The organism is Kribbella sp. WER1 (assembly GCF_054189145.1).
The window spans coordinates 21,144-40,478 of sequence record NZ_CM135186.1; the positions used below are offsets into that span (position 1 = coordinate 21,144).

The following is a 19,335-nucleotide window of genomic DNA, read 5'->3' on the forward strand; positions in this document are numbered from 1 at the left end:
AAAGTTAAGGTGAGCGCCTTATGGCTGACTTGCGTGACTTTCCCGACCAGGCGTTCTCCGGCGTCCACCACGGACCGCTGCAGGAGGGCGAATGGATCACCCTGCAGGACTCGAAGGGCCGCCGGCACTCGGTGAAGCTGGAGCGCGGCAAGGTCTTCCACACCACCAAGGGCGGGATCGCGCACGACGACCTGATCGACGGCCCGGACGCGGTCACGATCCGCTCCAAGGGCAACGTGGAGTACCTGGCGCTGCGCCCGCTGATGGCCGACTACTCGGTGTCGATGCCGCGCGGTGCCGCGGTGATCTACCCGAAGGACACCGCGCAGATCGTCACGATGGCCGACATCTTCCCGGGCGCCAAGGTGGTCGAGGCGGGCGCCGGCTCCGGCGCGCTGACCACGGCGCTGCTCCGCGCGGTCGGCATCCACGGGCAGGTGATCTCGTTCGAGCGCCGGGAGGACTTCGCCAAGGTCGCGCGGAAGAACGTCACGGACTTCTTCGGCGGCGAGCACCCGGCCTGGCGGCTCGAGGTGGGCGACCTGGTCGAGCAGTTGGACGAGCAGGACGTGGACCGCGTCGTACTGGACATGCTGGCCCCCTGGGAGTGCGTCGACGTGGTCGCCGAGGCGCTGTCACCCGGTGGGGTGTTCTGCGCGTACGTCGCCACCACGACGCAGCTGAGCCGGTTCGTGGAGACGCTCCGGGCCCACGGCGAGTTCACGGAGCCGCGCGCGTGGGAGTCGCTCGTGCGAGACTGGCACGTAGAGGGTCTCGCCGTACGTCCAGGGCACCGGATGCAGGGGCACACGGCGTTCCTCGTGACCGCCCGGAGGATGGCGCACGGCGTCCAGGCGCCGCGGAAGAAACGCCGTCCGGCACCGGGCGCGTACGGCGACGACTACGCCGGCCCGCGGCGCGCGGAGCCCGGCGCCGAAGCACCGGCCGGACAGCCGGCGCAAACTTCCGGCGACATGCCGTAGGCAACCCGCACATCCGCGACCGGACCATGATGGGATTCCCCCTACCGGGCGACTCCATCCGCAACCGACACGTGATGGGATTCAGCTTGCTCGGCGAGGTTTTCTGGGTAAGGTCCATAGGGTCGAGCCCCACATGGTGAGGTGATGATCGTGGCTGGAGACGAGAGTCCTACCGCGGCAGAACTGCGTAACCAGGTCCGGTACCTGGAGGCCGAGGTCGCGGCGTTGCGACGTCGGCTGCTCGAGCACCCGGCGGACAGCCGGTCGCTCGAGAGCAGGCTGTCCGAAACCCAGGCCTCCTTGGCGAGTGTCACCGCTCAGAACGAGCGGCTGGCCGACACGCTGCGGGAGGCGCGAGAGAAGATCATCGCCCTGAAGGAGGAAGTCGACCGGCTGGCGCAACCGCCGTCCGGGTTCGGCACCTTCCTCGGACGGAACGAAGACGACACGCTCGACGTGTTCACCGGCGGCCGGAAACTCCGGGTCGCGGCGAGCCCGTCGGTGGACCTGGACGAGCTCAAGCTCGGCCAGGAACTGATGCTGAACGAAGCACTCAACGTGGTCGAGGCCTGCGAGTACGAGGTCGTCGGCGACGTGGTGATGCTCAAGGAGCTGCTCGCCGACGGTGAGCGGGCGCTGGTGATCGCGCAGGCGGACGAGGAGCGGGTGGTGCGGCTCGCGTCGCCGCTGCTCGACGTCCCGCTGCGCTCCGGCGACTCCCTGCTGCTGGAGCCCCGCTCCGGCTACGTCTACGAGAAGATCCCGAAGTCCGAGGTCGAGGAGCTGGTGCTCGAAGAGGTCCCGGACATCGACTACACCCAGATCGGTGGCCTGACCGGCCAGATCGAGCAGATCCGGGACGCGGTCGAGCTGCCGTACCTGCACAAGGACCTGTTCCTGGAGCACGAGCTGAAGCCACCGAAGGGCGTGCTGCTCTACGGCCCGCCCGGCTGCGGCAAGACGCTGATCGCGAAGGCGGTGGCGAACTCGCTGGCCAAGAAGGTCGCCGAGCGCACCGGGGTTGCGGAGCAGAAGTCGTTCTTCCTGAACATCAAGGGCCCCGAGCTGCTGAACAAGTACGTCGGTGAGACCGAGCGGCATATCCGCCTGGTCTTCCAGCGGGCCCGCGAGAAGGCGTCCGAGGGGATGCCGGTGATCGTGTTCTTCGACGAGATGGACTCGCTGTTCCGCACCCGCGGCTCCGGTGTCTCCTCCGACGTCGAGAACACCATCGTCCCGCAGCTGCTCAGCGAGATCGACGGTGTCGAGGGCCTGGAGAACGTCCTCGTGATCGGCGCCTCGAACCGTGAGGACATGATCGACCCGGCGATCCTGCGGCCCGGCCGGCTGGACGTGAAGATCAAGATCGAGCGTCCGGACGCCGAAGCGGCCCGGGACATCTTCTCGAAGTACCTGACCAGTGGGCTGCCGCTGCACACCGACGACCTGAGCGAGTTCGGTGGCGACAAGCAGGCGTGCGTGGACGGGATGATCCAGCGCACCGTCGAGCGGATGTACACCGAGGCCGACGAGAACCGGTTCCTCGAGGTCACCTACGCGAACGGTGACAAGGAGGTCCTGTACTTCAAGGACTTCAACTCCGGCGCGATGATTCAGAACATCGTCGACCGGGCGAAGAAGATGGCGATCAAGGCGTTCCTCGACGAGAACCAGAAGGGCCTGCGGGTGCAGCACCTGCTGCAGGCCTGCGTGGACGAGTTCAAGGAGAACGAGGACCTGCCGAACACCACCAACCCGGACGACTGGGCCCGCATCTCCGGCAAGAAGGGCGAGCGGATCGTCTACATCCGGACGCTCATCTCCGGCAAGCAGGGCACCGAGCCGGGCCGGTCGATCGACACCGCGACCAACACCGGGCAGTACCTGTAAAGAACCACCGAACCGCCCCCGCGACCGTCTCGTCGCGGGGGCGGTTTCGCGTTCCGGTGACCGGCTGGGGTGGAGGTAACCCCCGGTGCGATCCGGGGGTTTCCCCCATTGGAGGGGTGCCGCGGCGGTCGTACCTTGCTGCTATGGCGACGGACGATCTGCGCAAGGACCTGCGGGCGGCGGTGGCGGCGCGGCAGGAGCTCGGCCCGGAGTACGAGGCCGAGATCATCGACGGCTTCCTCGACAAGCTGGACCGGCGCGACCTGCAGCGCCGGGCAGGGCTGCTGCCCGAGCCGGTACCGGGCCGGCCGGTCAAGGCCCCGAGCCGCGAGACCGACCCGGGCGGGCTGGCGCTGGCGATCATCTCGATCGTCGCCGCGATCCCGATCACCGCGATCGCGGCCAACATGATGGGCAAGTCCGGCGTACTGATCTGCTGGCTCGGCCTCGTCGGCATCAACCTCGCACGCACCATGGCCCGCCGCCGCTGAGGTGCGCTAGTTCAGCTGGATCGGGACCGGCCGGCCCTGGGCGTCGTACGCCCGTACCTGCTCGGTCAGGCGTGCCTGGCTGGACGGAGAGCGGGTGTCGGTATAGGCGAAGCCGTCGGCGACCACGCCGCGTACCCAGGGACCGCCCGCGAACCGCGACTCGATCCGGACGATCTCAGGCCGAACACGGTAGATCCGCCACCACTGCCGGTACGTCGTGATCTTCGCGTCGGTCCAGCTGTTGCTCACGACGGGCGTCGCTCCCTGTGCCCTGGTCGGCTGCCTCGTCCAGTACACGTCCTGAACCATGAAGACACCGATCCCCGGCTGGCAGACCGCGACGCCCTGCGAGAAGTCGCCGCCGTTACTCTCCGCGCCGCGCACGATCAGCGTGATCAGGCTGCTGCCCGGCTTGGTCCCCTCGACGCGGCGGGCCCACAGGACCTGCAGGGGCTTCGGCCCAGCGCCCGGGACATGACAGTCTTCAGCAGCGGCCGCCGCGGCTGCCTGAGAGACCGGGCCGTAGTCGACTCCGACGGGGCCGATCGACGGGGAGGCGCTCGGGCCGGCAACCGCTGGGTCACCGCCGTCCGATGGCCGCTGCAGGAACACCAGACTGCCTGCGACCACCGCCGAGACCGCGGCCGTCGCGACGAGTGGTGCGAGCCAGCGTCGTCGTGCGGTCTTCCGCTCGGTCTTCGCCATGACCTGGTTGCGGAGGCGAGCGCGCTGAGCGGCCGGCAGAGGTGGAACCGTGGGTGGGTCGAGCTTGGTGGTCATGAGAGCTCCTCGAGTTCGGCGTTTCTGATCAGATCCGGGAACCGCCGACGAGTGCGGTGCAGGCGAGCTTTCACGGTGCCGAGGGGTACGCCGAGTGCCGCCGCGGCCTCCGTCTGCGTGAGCCCCGACCAGACGACCAGCTCCAACGTCTCCCGTTCGTGCCGGGGCAGCCGGGCGACCACCCGCCGTACGGCGGACATCTGCCGCTCGTCGTCGAGCCGCCGGGCCACCTCCGCCGCGTGGTCCGGATCGGGCGCCGGCTCCGGCAACCGGTCGACGAGTCGCCGGAACCTGGCCGCGGCACGCGCCGCCGTACGGCATTCGTTCCCGGCCACCACTAAGAGGTATCCGCGGGCCGAGGGAGCCGTCAGCGGGCCGGGTGGGTTGCGTTCGAACCGCCGCCAGACGCTGACGAACGTGGCCTGTACCACCTCCTCGGCCGAGGTCCAGGAGGCGGTACGGCGGAACGCGAAGGCGTTCACCGCGTCCGCGTGGCGGTCGAACAACTCACCCAGCGCCAGCGCATCACCCTGACGTAACCGCTCCCACAGTTCGTGGTCGGAAACGTCCGTCACCTGCGCCGGCTCGTCGGCAGGAATCCGGTTCACATCAGTAGATGACCGGTCGGCACGTGAAAGGTTGCATCACATTGCGGCGATGATCTCCACCAGCCCGCTCTCCACGTCGGCAGGCAGGTCGAGGAGCAGGCCGCGGTGAACGCCGTACCAAGGGGAAAGGCGCGCCCAGTCCTTCGAACGCTCGACCAGTTCGGGGGTCGGCCGGTAGACCTCGCGCACTCCGGCGGCGACGGGCGCCGGTGCGCCGTTGAGCGGCCAGCAGAGGTCGAGGGCCGGGTCTCCGATGACGGCGTCGGTCCAGTCGATGACGCCGGTGATCCGTCCGTCGAGGGCGAGGATGTGCTCGGGGCCGAAGTCGCAGTGCACCAAGGAGGTCCGGACCTCTGCGACCCGATCCAGGAGCTGCCCGGCCTGATCCTGTAGGTCGACCGGGAGACGCGGCAGGATCTGTTGCCGGAACTGCGCCAGTTCGGCCGTCTTCGCGGCTGTAGCGGTCGCTGCGTCGAGTGCGCCGTGTGCCACGGCCTCCTCGGGGTCGACGCTGTGCAAGGCCTTCAGGAAGCCGCCCAGCGCCCGTCCGGTCGCCTCGTCCCCGCCCGCGAGCGGTTCGCCGAGGATCAGCAGGTGCCGGACGCCGTCCGCTGTCGGCTCAGGTACCGGTACGGGCAGCGGGAGCTTCGGCGCGAGCCAGGGGAGGAGCGTGGTCTCGGCGGCGAGTCGTGGACCGACCTCAGGGCGTCGTGCAACACGATGCAGCCACGGGCCGTCGATCCAGGCGCGACTGTCCCAGCCCTCGTCGATCAGCAGGCTCCGGATGTACGCGCCCAGCAGGCCGACGGTGTCCGGCATGAACTCCCACTCGTCGAACTTGGCCACCAGCTCCGCAGGCGACATCCACGCGCCCCACGCGACCTCTTCCGGCTGATGCCGCACCGGGCCGTCCCAGACGCACGTGTAGAGGTAGGCGTGGTACCGCGTGTTCTCGTCCGCGTAGTCGCCCTCCGGCAGCCGCACCAGCTCGGCGCCGGAGATACCGAGCTCCTCGTCGAGCTCCCGTACGACGGCGTCGAACGGCTCCTCGCCCGCCGCGACCACACCGCCCGCGGCGAAGTCGTACCGGCTCGGGTAGACGTCCTTGGTGGGCGTCCGCCGGTGCACGTAGATGTCACCGGCCGGATTCCGGACGAGTACGCCGGTCGCCGAATGCCGCAGGTTGTCGCGGCGCATCACCGACCGCGGCGCCGAGCCGACCACCCGGTTGTCGTCGTCCAGCAGCGCCACCAGCTCGTCCACCGCGCCGTTCATTTGCGCAGTCTCACATGTAACCCTGTGGACACAGCAACCACTTAAGTCGCCGGTACCGCGTAGGCTCGACTGCATGAGTGTTCGGCGGATCATGGGTACCGAGACCGAGTTCGGGATCTCGGTGCCCGGTCAGCCCGGGGCGAACCCGATGCTGACCTCGAGCCAGGTGGTGAACGGCTACGCCCAGACGCAGCCGCTCGCGCGCAAGACCCGGTGGGACTTCGACGAGGAGCACCCGTTACGGGACGCGCGCGGGTTCGACCTCAGCCGGGAGGTGGCCGACTCCAGCCAGCTCACCGACGAGGAGACCGGCCTGGCGAACGTGATCCTCACCAACGGCGCCCGGCTGTACGTCGACCACGCCCACCCGGAGTACTCCGCGCCCGAGACCACGAACCCGCGCGACGCCGTGGTCTGGGACAAGGCCGGCGAGCTCGTGATCATGGAGGGCGCGCGGCAGGCCCGGCTGATCCCCGGCGCCCCGCAGCTGAACCTCTACAAGAACAACGTCGACAACAAGGGCGCGTCGTACGGCGCCCACGAGAACTATCTGATGCGCCGGTCCACGCCGTTCGCGTCGATCGTCCGGCACCTGACGCCGTTCTTCGTGAGCCGTCAGGTGGTCACCGGCGCCGGCCGGGTCGGGATCGGCCAGGACGGCGCCACACACGGGTTCCAGCTCAGCCAGCGCGCGGACTACTTCGAGGTCGAGGTCGGCCTGGAGACCACGCTGAAGCGGCCGATCATCAACACCCGCGACGAGCCGCACGCGAACCCGGACCGGTACCGCCGGCTGCACGTGATCATCGGCGACGCGAACCTGTCCGAGATCTCGACGTACCTCAAGGTCGGCACTACGTCGCTGGTGCTGGCGATGATCGAGGACGGCTGGCTGACCGACGACCTCGGCGTCGACCGGCCGGTGACCGCGCTGCACGAGGTCAGCCACGACCCGACGTGCACGCATCTGCTGACGCTCAAGGACGGCCGCAAGATCACCGCCGTCCAGCTGCAGACGGAGTACCTGGAGCAGGCCCGGAAGTACGTCGAGGACAAGTACGGCGACGACGCGGACCGGCAGACCAAGGACGTGCTGCACCGCTGGGAGCAGATCCTCGACCAGCTCGCCATCGACCCGATGAAGTTGTCGGACCAACTGGACTGGGTCGCGAAGTACAAGCTGCTCCAGTCGTACCGCGACCGCGACGGGCTGGACTGGGACGACTCGAAGCTGCACCTGGTCGACCTGCAGTACGCCGACCTGCGCCCGGACAAGGGTCTCTATTACAAGTTGGTGAAGTCCGGGCGGATGCAGCGGATCGTCACCGACGAGGAGATCCGGATGGCGGTCGCGCACCCGCCGACCGACACCCGGGCGTACTTCCGCGGCCGCTGCATGCAGCAGTATGCGCCGCAGGTCGCGGCCGCCTCCTGGGACTCGGTGATCTTCGACCTGCCGGGGAAGGAATCGTTGCAGCGGATCCCTACTCTGGACCCGTTGCGGGGCACGAAGGCGCATGTCGGGGCACTTCTTGACCAATGCGACACCGCCAGTGACCTGGTTCGCACCATTACTGGGGGTGCGGCCGGGTAGGGTCGCTAGTGGAGGTCGATTTGGGCGATCTCCCCAGCGGTTCTAGGAGGTGGCCATATGGCGAAGGACGGCGGTCAGCAGCACAAGCAGCCGAAGCGTTCGTCGACCGAGGAAGAGGTCGAGCAGGTCGAGGCGTCGGAGGACGTCCAGGAGCGGAAAGAACGGCTCGACGAGGACGTCGACTCGATCCTGGACGAGATCGACGAGGTCCTGGAGGAGAACGCCGAGGAGTTCGTCCGCGGATTCGTGCAAAAGGGTGGGGAGTGAACCGCTCGATGACATCTGATGCCTCCGGCCGGCTGCCGGAAGCCTTCCTGACCCCGGGCGGCTCGTCGTTCATGGACTTCCTGGCCGGGCACGCGCCCGACCTGTTGCCCGGACGCCGGTCGCTCGGACAGGGCGACCTGTCCAGCGAAGTCCCGCACGGTACGACGATCGTCGCAGCCACCTTCCCCGGTGGTGTCGTGATGGCCGGCGACCGGCGGGCCACGATGGGCAACATCATCGCCCAGCGTGACATCGAGAAGGTGTTCCCGGCCGACGAGTACTCGGTGGTCGCCTTCGCCGGCTCGGCCGGTTTCGGGATCGAGATGGTCCGGTTGTTCCAGGTCGAGCTGGAGCACTACGAGAAGCTCGAAGGCGCGACGCTGAGCCTGGACGGCAAGGCGAACCGGTTGAGCGCGCTGATCCGCGGCAACCTGCCGATGGCGATGCAGGGCCTCACCGTGGTGCCGCTGTTCGCCGGGTACGACGAGGACATCAAGGGCGGCCGGATCTTCTCCTACGACCCGACCGGCGGGCGGTACGAGGAGACCCACTTCCACAGCGTCGGCTCGGGCTCGCTGTTCGCCCGCGGCGCGCTGAAGAAGCTCTACCGGCCGGACTTGTCCGAGATCGACTGCGTGACGGTGACGATCCAGTCCCTGATCGACGCGGCCGACGACGACTCGGCGACCGGCGGGCCGGACATGCTGCGGCGGATCTTCCCGGTGGTCGGCGTGGTCACCGCGGACGGTTACCGGCGGCTGCCCGAGGACGAGGTGGCCTCCCTGGTCGACGCGGCCTGGGAGCAGCGCCACCGGCGTCCCGACGGTCCTGCCGCTCCGTCCCTGACCTGACCACCCTGAACTGACAGAGGACTCGATGAGCGTTCCCTTCTACGTCTCGCCCGAGCAGCTGATGCGGGACCGGGCGGACTTCGCCCGGAAAGGCATCGCCAAGGGCCGCAGCGCGATCGCGCTGCAGTACGCCGACGGCATCCTGTTCGTCGCGGAGAACCGGTCGCCCGCGCTGCACAAGGTGGCCGAGATCTACGACCGGATGGCGTTCGCCGCCGTCGGCCGGTACAACGAGTTCGAGAACCTGCGGATCGCCGGCGTCCGGCTCGCCGACATGCGTGGGTACTCCTACGACCGGCGCGACGTGACCGGCCGCGCGCTCGCGAACGCGTACGCGCAGACGCTCGGCGCGATCTTCTCCTCCGGCGGCGAGAAGCCGCTCGAGGTGGAGATCCTGGTCGCCGAGGTCGGCGCGGGTGCGTCCGACGACCAGATCTACCGGCTCACGTACGACGGCTCGATCGCCGACGTCCAGGGGTACGCCGTGATGGGCGGCCCGGCAGACCAGGTCGCTGACTATGTCGGCGAGCACTACCAGGAGGGGATCTCGCTGGCCGGCGCGCTCCGGCTCGCGGTGGATGCCCTCGGCCACGACGGCACCGAGGTCCGGCAGCTGACACCGGACCAGCTCGAGGTCGCGGTGCTGGACCGGACCAGGTCGCAGGTCCGCAAGTTCAAGCGCATCTCCGAGGCGACGCTGGAAACCATCCTCTCGGAGTCCCACCCGGACTCCGACGATTCGACGGATGGCGACGAGGAGACCGCGGCGAAGTCCGAGGACACAACCTCCGCCGAGACCACGTCCGCCGGGAGCACGTCCGCGGAGACGCCGGTCGCGCCGCCGTCCGACGATGACGACGCCCCGGTCGCCCCGCCGGAAGACCCCGACGACAACCGTCCGCTGTGACGGACCAGATCGACAACTCAGCCGCCACGACCAACGTGGCGGCTGAGCCGTCTCACCCCCCAAACCCCACCACCCACACGTCACCCACCGACACGGTGGTGGGGGATCCGGCGCCGTGGGAGTTGTTGGGGGAGGAGGTCGGGTTCGAGCGGTTCCTGTCGGTGCGGCTGCGGCGGTACCGGATGCCGGACGGGCGGGAGATCGAGTGGGACGTCTCCGGCCGTGAGGCGGGCGTGGACGCCGGGGTGACGGTGCTGCCGTTGACGCCGGACGGGCGGATCGTGACGATCCGGATGTTCCGCGCCGGCCCGGACACCGTCGTGACCAACCTCCCGGGCGGTCTCGTCGAGCCCGGCGAGGACGTGGCGGCGGCCGGTGCGCGCGAGCTCGAGGAAGAGACCGGGTACACCTGCGAGACCCTCGACGTGGTCGGCTGGCAGTGGTCCGGTGCGTCCTCGACCTTCCGCAAGTACGTCGCGATCGCCCGCGGCTGCCGCCCCGACGGCAAGCAGCAGCTGGACGAGGCCGAGGACTGCGTACCGGTCGAGCTCACCGTCGACGCATTCCGCGCCGAGCTGCGCAACCCGGGCGCGATGACCGGCATCGACGCCGCCTACCTGGCGCTGGACCACGCCGGCCTGCTCTAGACTCGAGGCGGACCGCGACTGGCGTTGAGGTGGACGAACCACCGGGGAACGGTCTGCCATCCGGCTTCGCCGCGCGCCTGGGCACCTTCGAACTCAGAGGAGTGTGCGCGCATGAGTGCTGAGCTGATGATCGGTACCGACCTCGCCGCCGAGATGGTGGCGAAGGCGGCGGAGCGGGCGGCCGTCCTGCAGGAGAAGTACGGCGTCCAGCCGTGCCTGGCGACCGTCCTGGTCGGCGACGACCCGGCGTCCGCGACGTACGTGCGGATGAAGCAGAACCGGTCGAAGAAGGCGGGTATCGCGTCCCGCAGCGTCGTGCTGCCGGCCTCGACGAGCACCCAGGAGCTGGTCGCGGAGATCACCAAGCTGTCCGAGGACCCGGCGGTGCACGGGATCCTGCTGCAGCATCCGGTGCCGGCGCAGATCGACGAGCGAGCCGCGTTCGAGGCGATCGACCCGGGCAAGGACGTCGACGGCGTCACGATGCGGTCGTTCGCGGCGATGGCGTTCGGCGATCCCGGCTTCCGGTCCGCGACGCCCGGCGGGATCATGCGGTTGCTGGCGGCGTACGACGTACCGCTGGAAGGCGCGCATGCGGTGGTGATCGGCCGCAGCCCGATCCTCGGGAAGCCGGCCGGCATGTTGCTGCTGGCATCGAACGCGACGGTCACGTACGCGCACTCCCGGACCCGCGACCTCCCGGACCTGGTCCGGACCGCCGACGTGGTGATCGCCGCGGTCGGCAAGGCGAACTTCGTCCGCGGCGACTGGCTGAAGCCGGGCGCGGTGGTCGTCGACGCCGGGTACAACGAGGGCAACGTCGGCGACGTGCACTTCGTCGAGGCGGCCGAGGTGGCGCGGCTGATCACGCCGGTGCCGGGCGGGGTCGGGCCGATGACGATCGCGCTGCTGCTGGAGCAGACGGTCGACGCCGCTGAGACGGCTGTCCACGCCTTGACTACGCTGAACTAGTCTTTGGGGCAGACGAACGAGGAGGAACGACGTGCCGGTACGCGCGATCCGGGGTGCCACCCAGCTGGACGTGGACGAGCGCGAGCATCTGCTCGAGCGGACCGCGGAGCTGGTGAAGGCGGTCCTGGAGGCGAACGATCTGGAGAACGAGGATCTGATCAGCATCCTGTTCACCGTCACGTCGGACCTCCGCTCGGAGTTCCCGGCGGTCGCCGGCCGCCAGATCGGGCTGACCGACGTACCGCTGATGTGCATGCAGGAGATCCCGGTGCCGCACGCGCTGCCGCGGGTCGTCCGGCTGATGGTGCACACCGAGACGCCGCGCTCGCGGGACAAGATCCAGCACGTGTACCTGCACGGCGCGGTCGCCCTCCGCCCAGACCTGACCGGCGCCCAGTGACCGAGCTGCGTGGTCCCGTGCGGATCGTCGGGACGGGCTTGATCGGGACGTCGATCGGGCTCGCGCTGGCGCGGCTCGGCGTCGTCGTGGAGCTCGTCGACGGCAACCCGGACAACGCGTTGATGGCCGAGCGGATCGGCGCCGGTTCGCGGGCCGTGCAGATCGAGCCGCAGCTGGTCGTGGTCGCCGTACCGCCGGATCACGTCGGAGCGGTCGTCGCCGAGCAGTTGCAGCAGACCACCGCGGTGGTGACGGACGCGGCGAGCGTGAAGAGCAAGCCGCTCGCGGACGCGCGCAGCCTGGTGCCGGACGTCAGCCGGTACGTCGGAAGTCACCCGATGGCCGGCTCCGAACGCAACGGCCCGCTGGCCGCGCGCGCCGACCTGTTCGACGGCGCCACCTGGGCCGTCACCCCGCACGGCACCAGCGACCCGGACGCCGTGGATCTGGTACGGCGGCTGGCCGAGGCGTGCGGTGCTCGTACCGTCGAGATGTCGGTGGCGGACCACGACCTCGGCGTCGCGCGCGTCTCCCACCTCCCGCACCTGATGTCCGCGCTGGCCGCCGGGACGCTGGCCGACGCGCCGTCCTCGCACCTGGAACTGTCCGGCCAAGGCGTCCGCGACGTGACCCGGATCGCGGCCGGCGACCCACGGCTGTGGACCCAGATCGTGTCCGCGAACTCGACGGCGCTGACCGGCCTGCTGGAGCAGATCCGCGGCGAGCTCGACCGGCTACTCGTTGCCCTCGGCAAGGAAGAGGCCGGCGACGAGCTGACCGCGATCCTCGGCCAGGGCGTATCCGGCGCGATCCGGGTCCCGGGCAAGCACGGCGCTCCGCACATCGACCTGGTCACGGTGCTGGTGACGATCCCGGACCGCCCCGGTCAGCTGGCGAAGCTGTTCGCCGACGCCGCCGAGTCCGGCGCCAACGTCGAGGACCTGCGCATCGACCACAGCCCCGGCCGCCCCGTCGGCGAGGTCGAACTGGCCGTCAAACCCGCCTCGGTCGACCAACTCGTCGAGGCCCTCAGCACCCGCGGCTGGGTGGTCCACACCTGAACTGTCCCTGTGCGACGGTAATCTTCGGGGCATGATCATCGCTGTGGACGGGCCGAGCGGCTCCGGTAAGTCGAGCACCGCCCGCGGAGTGGCCACCCGGCTCGGACTGCGGTACCTGGACACCGGCGCGACGTACCGCGCGGTGACCTGGTCGGCGGTCGAGCGTGGGCTGGACCTGGACGACACGGCGGCGGTCGCGCAGCGTGCCCGGGAGCTCGTGCTGGAGGTCAGCACCGACCCGTCGCGGCAGTTCGTGATCGCCGACGGGACCGACATCACCGCCGCGATCCGGGAGCCCGCGATCAGCGAGGTGGTCTCGAAGATCGCCACCAACCTGGACGTCCGCGCGGAGCTGATCCGGCGCCAGCGGGCGATCATCGACGACGCCCAGGAGACCGGCGGGATCGTCGTCGAGGGCCGCGACATCGCCACCGTGGTCGCCACCGACGCCGAGCTGAAGGTGCTGCTGACCGCCGACCAGGACGCCCGGATGGCGCGCCGCGGCGCCGAGCTCGCGGCCGGGTCTGTGACCGCGGCAGAGCTCCGGGACCAGATCGTCCGGCGGGATGCCGACGACTCGACCGTGTCGGAGTTCCAGGTCGCCTCCGACGGTGCGGTCACCATCGACTCCACCGACCTGACGCTTGAGGAGGTCATCGACGTGATCAGCCGACTCGCCAAGGAGACGGTCCCTCAAGGCCGGGAGCTATGACGGCGGAGCTCACCGGGCACCGGGAGCTGCCCCGGACCGACGATCTGCCGCCGCTGCCGTACCGGCTCGCGCTGCCGATGCGCGCGGTCGCCAGGCCGTACTTCCGGCTGAAGTACAACCTCACCGTCCACCACCAGGACCGATTCCCGCTGACCGGTCCGTTGCTGATGACCCCGAACCACCTGAGCCTGCTGGACGCCCCGCTGCTCGGCGCGATGGCGCCGCGGATGCTGCACCAGCTCGGCAAGATCGAGGTGTTCGGCGGGTTCCAGGGCGCGTTCCTGCGGCGGATCGGGCAGATCCCGGTCGACCGCTCGGCGTACGACGTCCTCGCCGTCCGCCGGTCGGTCCAGGTACTGCGGGACGGCCGGGTGCTGAACATCTACCCGGAGGGCACCCGTGGGCCGGGCGACTTCGGCCGGATCCGGAGCGGGGTGGCGTACCTGGCGATGGTCACCGGCGCGCCGATCCTGCCGGTGGCGCTGATGGGTACGCGGTTGCCGGACGGCGGCGTGGAGGGTCATCCGCCGACCGGAAGCCGGATCGACGTGGTGTACGGCGAACCCTTCACGGTCGACCGCGTACCCTTTCCCAGGAGACATTCCGACGTACAGGCGGTCGCCGACCACATCGGCGACGTGCTGCGCGCCCATGTGAAGGCGGCCGTCGAAGAAACCGGCCACCCACTTCCGGGCTGGCGAGACCAGAGGGACCCCCAATGACTGACCTGCCCACCGAAGTACCGACGCACGAGCGCGACGACGCCGGCCCGCTGCCGGTCCTCGCGATCGTCGGGCGGCCGAACGTGGGCAAGTCCACGCTGGTCAACCGCATCATCGGCCGCCGCGAGGCGGTCGTCGAGGACACCCCGGGCGTCACCCGCGACCGGGTGTCGTACGACGCCAACTGGTCCGGCCGCGAGTTCACGGTCGTCGACACCGGCGGCTGGGACCCGGACGCGGTCGGGATGGCCGCCCTGGTCGCGGCGCAGGCCGAGGTCGCGATCAACGCCGCGGACGCGGTGCTGTTCGTGGTCGACGCGGTGGTCGGCATCACCGACGCCGACGAGGCCGTCGTCCGGGTGCTGCGGAAGTCCGGCAAGCCCGTCGTACTGGCCGCGAACAAGGTCGACGACCAGCGCATCGAGGCCGAGGCGATGAACCTCTGGGGTCTCGGGATCGGCGAGCCGTTCCCGATCTCGGCGATGCACGGCCGCGGGACCGGCGACATGCTGGACGCGATCCTGGCCGCGCTGCCCGAGGCGCCGGCCGAGCGCGACGACGAGCTCGGTGGCCCGCGCCGGGTGGCGATCGTCGGCAAGCCGAACGTCGGCAAGTCCTCGCTGCTGAACAAGGTCGCCAAGGAGGACCGGGTCGTCGTCAGCGACGTCGCCGGTACGACGGTGGACCCGGTCGACGAGCTGATCACGCTGAGCGGCACGGAGTACCGGTTCATCGACACGGCCGGGATCCGGCGCAAGGTGAAGAACGCGACCGGCCACGAGTACTACGCCTCGCTGCGGACCAACGCCGCGATCGAGCGGGCCGAGGTCGTCGTGGTGGTGATCGACTCGTCGGAGTCGATCACCGAGCAGGACCTGCGGATCATGAACGCGGTCGAGGAGGCCGGCAAGGCGCTCGTGATCGCGTACAACAAGTGGGACCTGATGGACGACGAGCGCAGGTACTACCTGGAGCGGGAGATCGACCGCGACCTGGTGCAGTTCCGCTGGGCGCCGCGGGTGAACATCAGTGCGCTCACCGGCTGGCACATGGACAAGCTCGTCCCGGCGATCGAGGCCGCGCTGGACGGCTGGCAGACCCGCGTCCCGACCGGCCAGCTGAACGCGTTCCTCGGCCGCCTGGTGGCCGCGCACCCGCACCCGGTGCGCTCCGGCAAGCAGCCGAAGATCCTGTTCGGCACCCAGGCGACCACGATGCCGCCGACCTTCGCGATCTTCACCTCCGGCCAGATCGAGGCGTCGTACCAGCGCTTCATCGAACGCCGCCTCCGCGAGGACTTCGGCTTCGTCGGCAGCCCGGTACACGTCCAGATCCGCGCCCGCCAGAAGAACAAGAAACGCTGACCGGACCCAGTAAGAACTACCCGTCCGGATGCTGTAAGGTAATGCCCGGTTCGCTGTTGGGGCGGGCCATCGGGCTGTGGCGTAGTTTGGTAACGCGTCTGGCTGGGGGCCAGAAGACCGCAGGTTCAAATCCTGTCAGCCCGACCCTGAAAGGGCACCGATTCTGTCGGTGCCCCTTCTTATGTTTGTCCCATGGTGGCCTTGAGTGACAGACGAAGCTGGGACGACGACGACCTCCGCCGCGCGGTGGCCGAGAACCATTCGTGGCGTGGTGTTGCCCGCGTGCTGGGATTGAAGGGGACCTCAGCGGGGACCGTCCGTGCGCTGAAGAAGCACGTCGAGCGGCTGGAGCTGGACACGGCCCACTTCACCGGCCAGCGGCAGTGGTCCGACCGGAGGCTCGGTGAGGTGATGCGCGACGCGACCTGCTGGGCGGATGTCATCTCCGGCCTCGGAGTCAGCGACGGCAAGGAATCGCGTGTCCGGATCAAAGGTCACGCGGTGCGGCTGGGGCTGGACTGTTCGAAGCTCCGGTCCTCGCCGCCCTCGCGCCCGACGGCCGAGCCGTTCGAACTCCCTGCGTGTCGACAGATGCTTCGGACGGCGGCTCCCGCAATAGCCATGGCCTGGTTCACGCTGCACGGTTGCGCTGTCGCGTTGCCGATGGAGCCCGAGGTCTACGACTTGCTGGTGACCACGACGAACGGAATCCAGCGTGTGCAGATCAAGAGCTCAGAGCGTCCGGGTCGTGACGGCCATTGGCAGGTCGGGGTAGGACGGCGTCCGTACGTGCTCGACAAGTCGGCCACGAAGATGCCGTACGACCCTGACGACATCGATCTGTTCTTCATCGTCCTTGGCGACGGCAGCCTGTACATCGTGCCGAGTCCGGTGCTGGCCGGGGCACCGGTCGACGCCGGTGCCCCGAGGTGCGTGTCAGCGTACGCCCGCGAGTTCGTCGGTTCGCGGTTCCTCGACCCGAAGCGTTTCGCCTTCGATGTCTACCCGGGGCGTGATGCGATCGAGCCAGCGGGGGAACCACCAGGCTCGGTCGCCGAGGAGGCTGAGGATCGCGGGGACGAGGGTCATTCGGACCACGAAGGCGTCGATCAGTACGCCGATCGTGAGGCCGAAGCCGATCGCCTTGATGATCGGGTCGTGGACCAGGATGAAGCCGGCGAACACCGAGGCCATGATCAGCGCGGCGGCGGTGACGACGCGGGCGCCGTGGCCGAGGCCCTGGACGGTGGCGTCGTTCGCGTGCCGGCCGTGCACGAACTCCTCGCGGACGCGGGACACGATGAAGACCTCGTAGTCCATCGCCAGCCCGAACAGGATGCCCATCATGATGATCGGCAGGAAGCTGACCAGCGGCCCGGGGGAGTCCACCCCGACGAGCTTCGCCAGGTGTCCCTCCTGGAACACCGCGACCGTGATCCCGAACGTCGCCCCGATCGTCAGCACGAACCCGAGCGTCGCCTTCAACGGCACCAGCACCGACCGGAACGCGAGCAGGAGCAGCAGGAACGACAACCCGATCACCACGAACAGGTACGTCGGCAACGCGTCGGACAGCTTGTTCGACACGTCGACCCCGACCGCGGTGTTGCCGGTGACCGAGATCTCGGTGCCGCCGGTGACCAGCGGATGCACTGCCGAGCGCAGGTTCTTCACCAGGTCGGCGGTCTGCTCGCTGGCCGGTCCGCTCTTCGGGACGACCTGCAGCAGCCGGGTCGTGTGGTCGTCACTGGACCCCGCGGGCTGGGCCGCGACCACGTCGGGCAGCCCTTGGGTCTTCGCGAGCACCTGCTGTACGACGGACTCGGCCGTCGCCGCATCGTTGCTTGTCACAACGACCACGAGCGGCCCGTTGGCGCCCGGTCCGAACGCCGCCGCGGTGAGGTCGTACGCGACCCGCTGGTTGGTACCGGCGGCCGCCGACGCGCCGTCCGGCAACGCGAGCTGCATGTTCTTCGCCGGGATCGCCAGCAGCCCGAGCCCGATGATGCCGACGGCAACGATCGGCACCCGGAGCCGGGTGACCAGCCGGCCCCAGCGGAAACCGAACCCCTCCTTGTGCGCCGCCGCGGTCGGCGCCTTGCGCAACTTCCGCGGCAGCACCCGGTTCCCGACGAAGCCGAGCAGCGCCGGCAGCAACGTCAACGCGACCAGTACGGCGGTCAGCACCGTCGCCGCCGCGGCCAGCCCCATCGCGGTCAGGAACGGTACGCCGACCACCGACAGCCCGGCCAGTGCGATCACCACGGTCGCCCCGGCGAACAGCACCGCCGACCCGGCCGTCGCCGTCGCCCGTGCGACCGACTCCTCCGGATCCATGCCCTCGCCGAGCTGCGACCGGTGCCGTGAACTGATGAACAGCGAGTAGTCGATGCCGACCGCGAGGCCGAGCATCAGCGCCAGGATCGGCGCCGTCGACGAGACATCGGTGAAGGCCGTCACGATGAACAACCCGGCCATCCCGGCGAGTACGCCGAGCAGCGCCGTCACCAGCGTCATCCCGGCCGCGACCAGCGACCCGAACGTGACGATCAGGACGACGGCCGCGACCGCGACGCCGATCACTTCGGTCGCGCCGATCTCCGGGATGCCGGCCTTGATCTGCCCGCCCGGCACCACCCGCAGGTCGCCGGAGCTGAGCGCGCTGAGTCCGTCGTACCCGTCGCTGCTCGCGTGGGACAGCTCGTCGGCCGGTTTGTCGAACTGGACGCTGATGAGCCCTGTCGTCCGGTCCTGGCTGATCGCCCTGGTGGCGAACGGATCGATCGCGGCAACAACCTCGGGCACCTTCGTGGCCTTGGCGACCGTCGTGCCGACCGCCGCCTTCACCGCCGGGTCGTCGAGGGTCTTGCCCGCCGGCGCCTTGACGACGATCGTCGCGGACGCGCCGCTGGCGGCCGGCAGCTCGTGCTTGAGGGCGTCGAGCGCACGCTGCGACTCGGTGCCGGGGATCGAGAAGGTGTTCGCGGTCTTGCCGCCCAGGGTCAGCGCGCCGACGCCGAGCACCACGAGGAACAGGGCCCACAGCGCGGCGACCAGGCGCCGGCGCTGGTACGAGAACCGGCCGAGCCGGTAGAGCAGATTGGCCATCGGGAAGTGCGTCCGTTTCGGGTCAGCGGGCAGAAGTGATCGCCCCGCGGCGGCGGGGAGTCGGGGGTCGGCGGTCAGGCCCGCCGGAGCAGTCTCCGGAGCGCGAGGTCGCAGAGTCTTCGCAGGTCCTCGCCGGTGCGCTCGTGCGCGTGCCGGCACTCGCCGAGCAGGCCGTTGATGGCGAACTTCGCCAGGTCCCGCTCGATCGGGTCGTCGGAGCCGGCCATGAACTCGGTGAGCCGCATGCCGTCCGCGACCAGCGGCGCGATCTCCGGCATCTGCTCGATGACCGGAAGCACGTCCTGCAGCACGTCGACCACGCCGCGGTACTCGACGGCGAGGTCGATGAAGCGCTCGATCGCCAGGTCCTGCGCGGCGGCGCGGGGCAGCTCGGCCGCGGCCTTCACCAGGTCGGCCAGGTCGGCGGCGGCGGGGTCGAGGACGGCGGCAAGCACGGCCGGCTTGCCGCTGAAGTGGTACAGCACCGTCGCCTTCGAGCAGCCGGCCGCGGTGGCGATGTCCTGCAGCGACGTCGCGTTGTAGCCGGCCGCCTGGAACAGGTCCATCGCTTGGCGCACGATCTCGCGCCTGGTCCGCTCCCGGGCCGGGGTGGTGACTGCCATGTCAGCAGCTTGCCTGACCGATCGGCCAGTTTTCAACCGATCGGTCAGGATTGTGTTCTGCTTCACGTTGGTAATCTTGT

General features: G+C 69.5%; 19 protein-coding genes, 1 tRNA gene, 1 pseudogene and 1 riboswitch. Of the genes and pseudogenes, 16 read left to right on the plus strand and 5 right to left on the minus strand.

The features are described 5' to 3' along the window. The first annotated feature begins 20 nt into the window (after positions 1–20). From ACXJJ3_RS00090 to ACXJJ3_RS00100, 3 genes are all read left to right on the plus strand, one after another. The gene (locus tag ACXJJ3_RS00090) at positions 21–983 is read left to right on the plus strand and encodes a tRNA (adenine-N1)-methyltransferase (RefSeq protein ID WP_458167697.1); all 963 of its coding nucleotides are present in this window, start codon (positions 21–23) and stop codon (positions 981–983) included. A 144-nt stretch (positions 984–1,127) separates the two neighbouring features. Continuing rightward, entirely contained in the window at positions 1,128–2,873 is a 1,746-nt protein-coding gene (gene arc, locus ACXJJ3_RS00095; protein ID WP_458167698.1) for a proteasome ATPase, read from the plus strand. Between the two features lie 143 nt (positions 2,874–3,016). Continuing rightward, positions 3,017–3,364 carry a hypothetical protein gene (locus tag ACXJJ3_RS00100; RefSeq protein WP_458167699.1) on the plus strand — a complete coding sequence of 116 codons (348 nt, stop codon included), beginning with the start codon at positions 3,017–3,019 and terminating at the stop codon, positions 3,362–3,364. 6 nt (positions 3,365–3,370) lie between these two features. Here ACXJJ3_RS00100 and ACXJJ3_RS00105 read toward each other — a convergent pair whose 3' ends face one another. The 3 genes from ACXJJ3_RS00105 to ACXJJ3_RS00115 are packed head-to-tail and all read right to left on the minus strand — an operon-like array spanning position 3,371 to position 6,027. After that, positions 3,371–4,144: a hypothetical protein gene (locus ACXJJ3_RS00105; protein ID WP_458167700.1), complete on the minus strand. Its 774-nt coding sequence runs from the start codon at positions 4,142–4,144 to the stop codon at positions 3,371–3,373. After that, on the minus strand, positions 4,141–4,752 hold the full coding sequence (locus ACXJJ3_RS00110) for an RNA polymerase sigma factor (protein WP_458167701.1): 612 nt from the start codon (positions 4,750–4,752) through the stop codon (positions 4,141–4,143). Before ACXJJ3_RS00110 ends, ACXJJ3_RS00105 begins: the two co-directional genes overlap by 4 nt. Positions 4,753–4,788: 36 nt before the next feature. Then, positions 4,789–6,027 (minus strand): phosphotransferase, encoded by a 1,239-nt coding sequence (locus ACXJJ3_RS00115; protein WP_458167702.1) that lies wholly within the window; start codon positions 6,025–6,027, stop codon positions 4,789–4,791. A gap of 73 nt (positions 6,028–6,100) precedes the next feature. Here ACXJJ3_RS00115 and dop point away from each other — a divergent pair, with 73 nt between their 5' ends. The 13 genes and pseudogenes from dop to ACXJJ3_RS00180 form a co-directional block, all read left to right on the plus strand. Then, complete coding sequence (dop, locus tag ACXJJ3_RS00120; protein WP_458167704.1) at positions 6,101–7,621, plus strand: depupylase/deamidase Dop; 1,521 nt, start codon at positions 6,101–6,103, stop codon at positions 7,619–7,621. Between the two features lie 57 nt (positions 7,622–7,678). After that, positions 7,679–7,888 carry a ubiquitin-like protein Pup gene (locus ACXJJ3_RS00125; protein WP_130448384.1) on the plus strand — a complete coding sequence of 70 codons (210 nt, stop codon included), beginning with the start codon at positions 7,679–7,681 and terminating at the stop codon, positions 7,886–7,888. An 8-nt stretch (positions 7,889–7,896) separates the two neighbouring features. After that, on the plus strand, positions 7,897–8,739 hold the full coding sequence (prcB, locus tag ACXJJ3_RS00130; protein ID WP_458167705.1) for a proteasome subunit beta: 843 nt from the start codon (positions 7,897–7,899) through the stop codon (positions 8,737–8,739). Positions 8,740–8,764: 25 nt separating this feature from the next. Further along, positions 8,765–9,646, plus strand: a complete 882-nt coding sequence (gene prcA / locus ACXJJ3_RS00135; protein ID WP_458167706.1) for a proteasome subunit alpha — start codon at positions 8,765–8,767, stop codon at positions 9,644–9,646. After that, positions 9,643–10,293, plus strand: coding sequence for an NUDIX hydrolase (locus tag ACXJJ3_RS00140; RefSeq protein WP_458167707.1), 651 nt, complete (start codon positions 9,643–9,645; stop codon positions 10,291–10,293). The genes prcA and ACXJJ3_RS00140 overlap by 4 nt, the downstream gene beginning before the upstream one ends. 4 nt (positions 10,294–10,297) lie before the next feature. Beyond that, positions 10,298–10,383, plus strand: a riboswitch (ZMP/ZTP riboswitch). 21 nt (positions 10,384–10,404) lie between these two features. Continuing rightward, on the plus strand, positions 10,405–11,265 hold the full coding sequence (locus ACXJJ3_RS00145) for a bifunctional 5,10-methylenetetrahydrofolate dehydrogenase/5,10-methenyltetrahydrofolate cyclohydrolase (RefSeq protein WP_458167709.1): 861 nt from the start codon (positions 10,405–10,407) through the stop codon (positions 11,263–11,265). Between the two features lie 31 nt (positions 11,266–11,296). Continuing rightward, positions 11,297–11,665 (plus strand): chorismate mutase, encoded by a 369-nt coding sequence (gene aroH, locus ACXJJ3_RS00150; protein WP_458167710.1) that lies wholly within the window; start codon positions 11,297–11,299, stop codon positions 11,663–11,665. Then, positions 11,662–12,726, plus strand: a complete 1,065-nt coding sequence (locus tag ACXJJ3_RS00155; protein WP_458167712.1) for a prephenate dehydrogenase — start codon at positions 11,662–11,664, stop codon at positions 12,724–12,726. Before aroH ends, ACXJJ3_RS00155 begins: the two co-directional genes overlap by 4 nt. A gap of 31 nt (positions 12,727–12,757) precedes the next feature. Then, positions 12,758–13,438 carry a (d)CMP kinase gene (cmk, locus tag ACXJJ3_RS00160; protein WP_458167714.1) on the plus strand — a complete coding sequence of 227 codons (681 nt, stop codon included), beginning with the start codon at positions 12,758–12,760 and terminating at the stop codon, positions 13,436–13,438. After that, entirely contained in the window at positions 13,435–14,160 is a 726-nt protein-coding gene (locus ACXJJ3_RS00165) for a lysophospholipid acyltransferase family protein (RefSeq protein WP_458167715.1), read from the plus strand. The genes cmk and ACXJJ3_RS00165 overlap by 4 nt, the downstream gene beginning before the upstream one ends. Next, positions 14,157–15,524 carry a ribosome biogenesis GTPase Der gene (gene der / locus ACXJJ3_RS00170; RefSeq protein WP_458167716.1) on the plus strand — a complete coding sequence of 456 codons (1,368 nt, stop codon included), beginning with the start codon at positions 14,157–14,159 and terminating at the stop codon, positions 15,522–15,524. Before ACXJJ3_RS00165 ends, der begins: the two co-directional genes overlap by 4 nt. A 70-nt stretch (positions 15,525–15,594) precedes the next feature. Continuing rightward, positions 15,595–15,668 (plus strand) — tRNA-Pro (locus ACXJJ3_RS00175). Between the two features lie 477 nt (positions 15,669–16,145). Next, positions 16,146–16,400 (plus strand): annotated as a pseudogene (locus ACXJJ3_RS00180) (group I intron-associated PD-(D/E)XK endonuclease); the annotation flags it as partial. Positions 16,401–16,460: 60 nt separating this feature from the next. Here the strand turns inward: ACXJJ3_RS00180 and ACXJJ3_RS00185 are convergent. Together ACXJJ3_RS00185 and ACXJJ3_RS00190 are read right to left on the minus strand one after the other, a co-directional pair. Next, positions 16,461–18,632, minus strand: a complete 2,172-nt coding sequence (locus ACXJJ3_RS00185; protein WP_458167717.1) for an MMPL family transporter — start codon at positions 18,630–18,632, stop codon at positions 16,461–16,463. 74 nt (positions 18,633–18,706) lie between these two features. Next, on the minus strand, positions 18,707–19,255 hold the full coding sequence (locus ACXJJ3_RS00190) for a TetR/AcrR family transcriptional regulator (protein ID WP_458167718.1): 549 nt from the start codon (positions 19,253–19,255) through the stop codon (positions 18,707–18,709). Positions 19,256–19,335 lie beyond the last annotated feature (80 nt).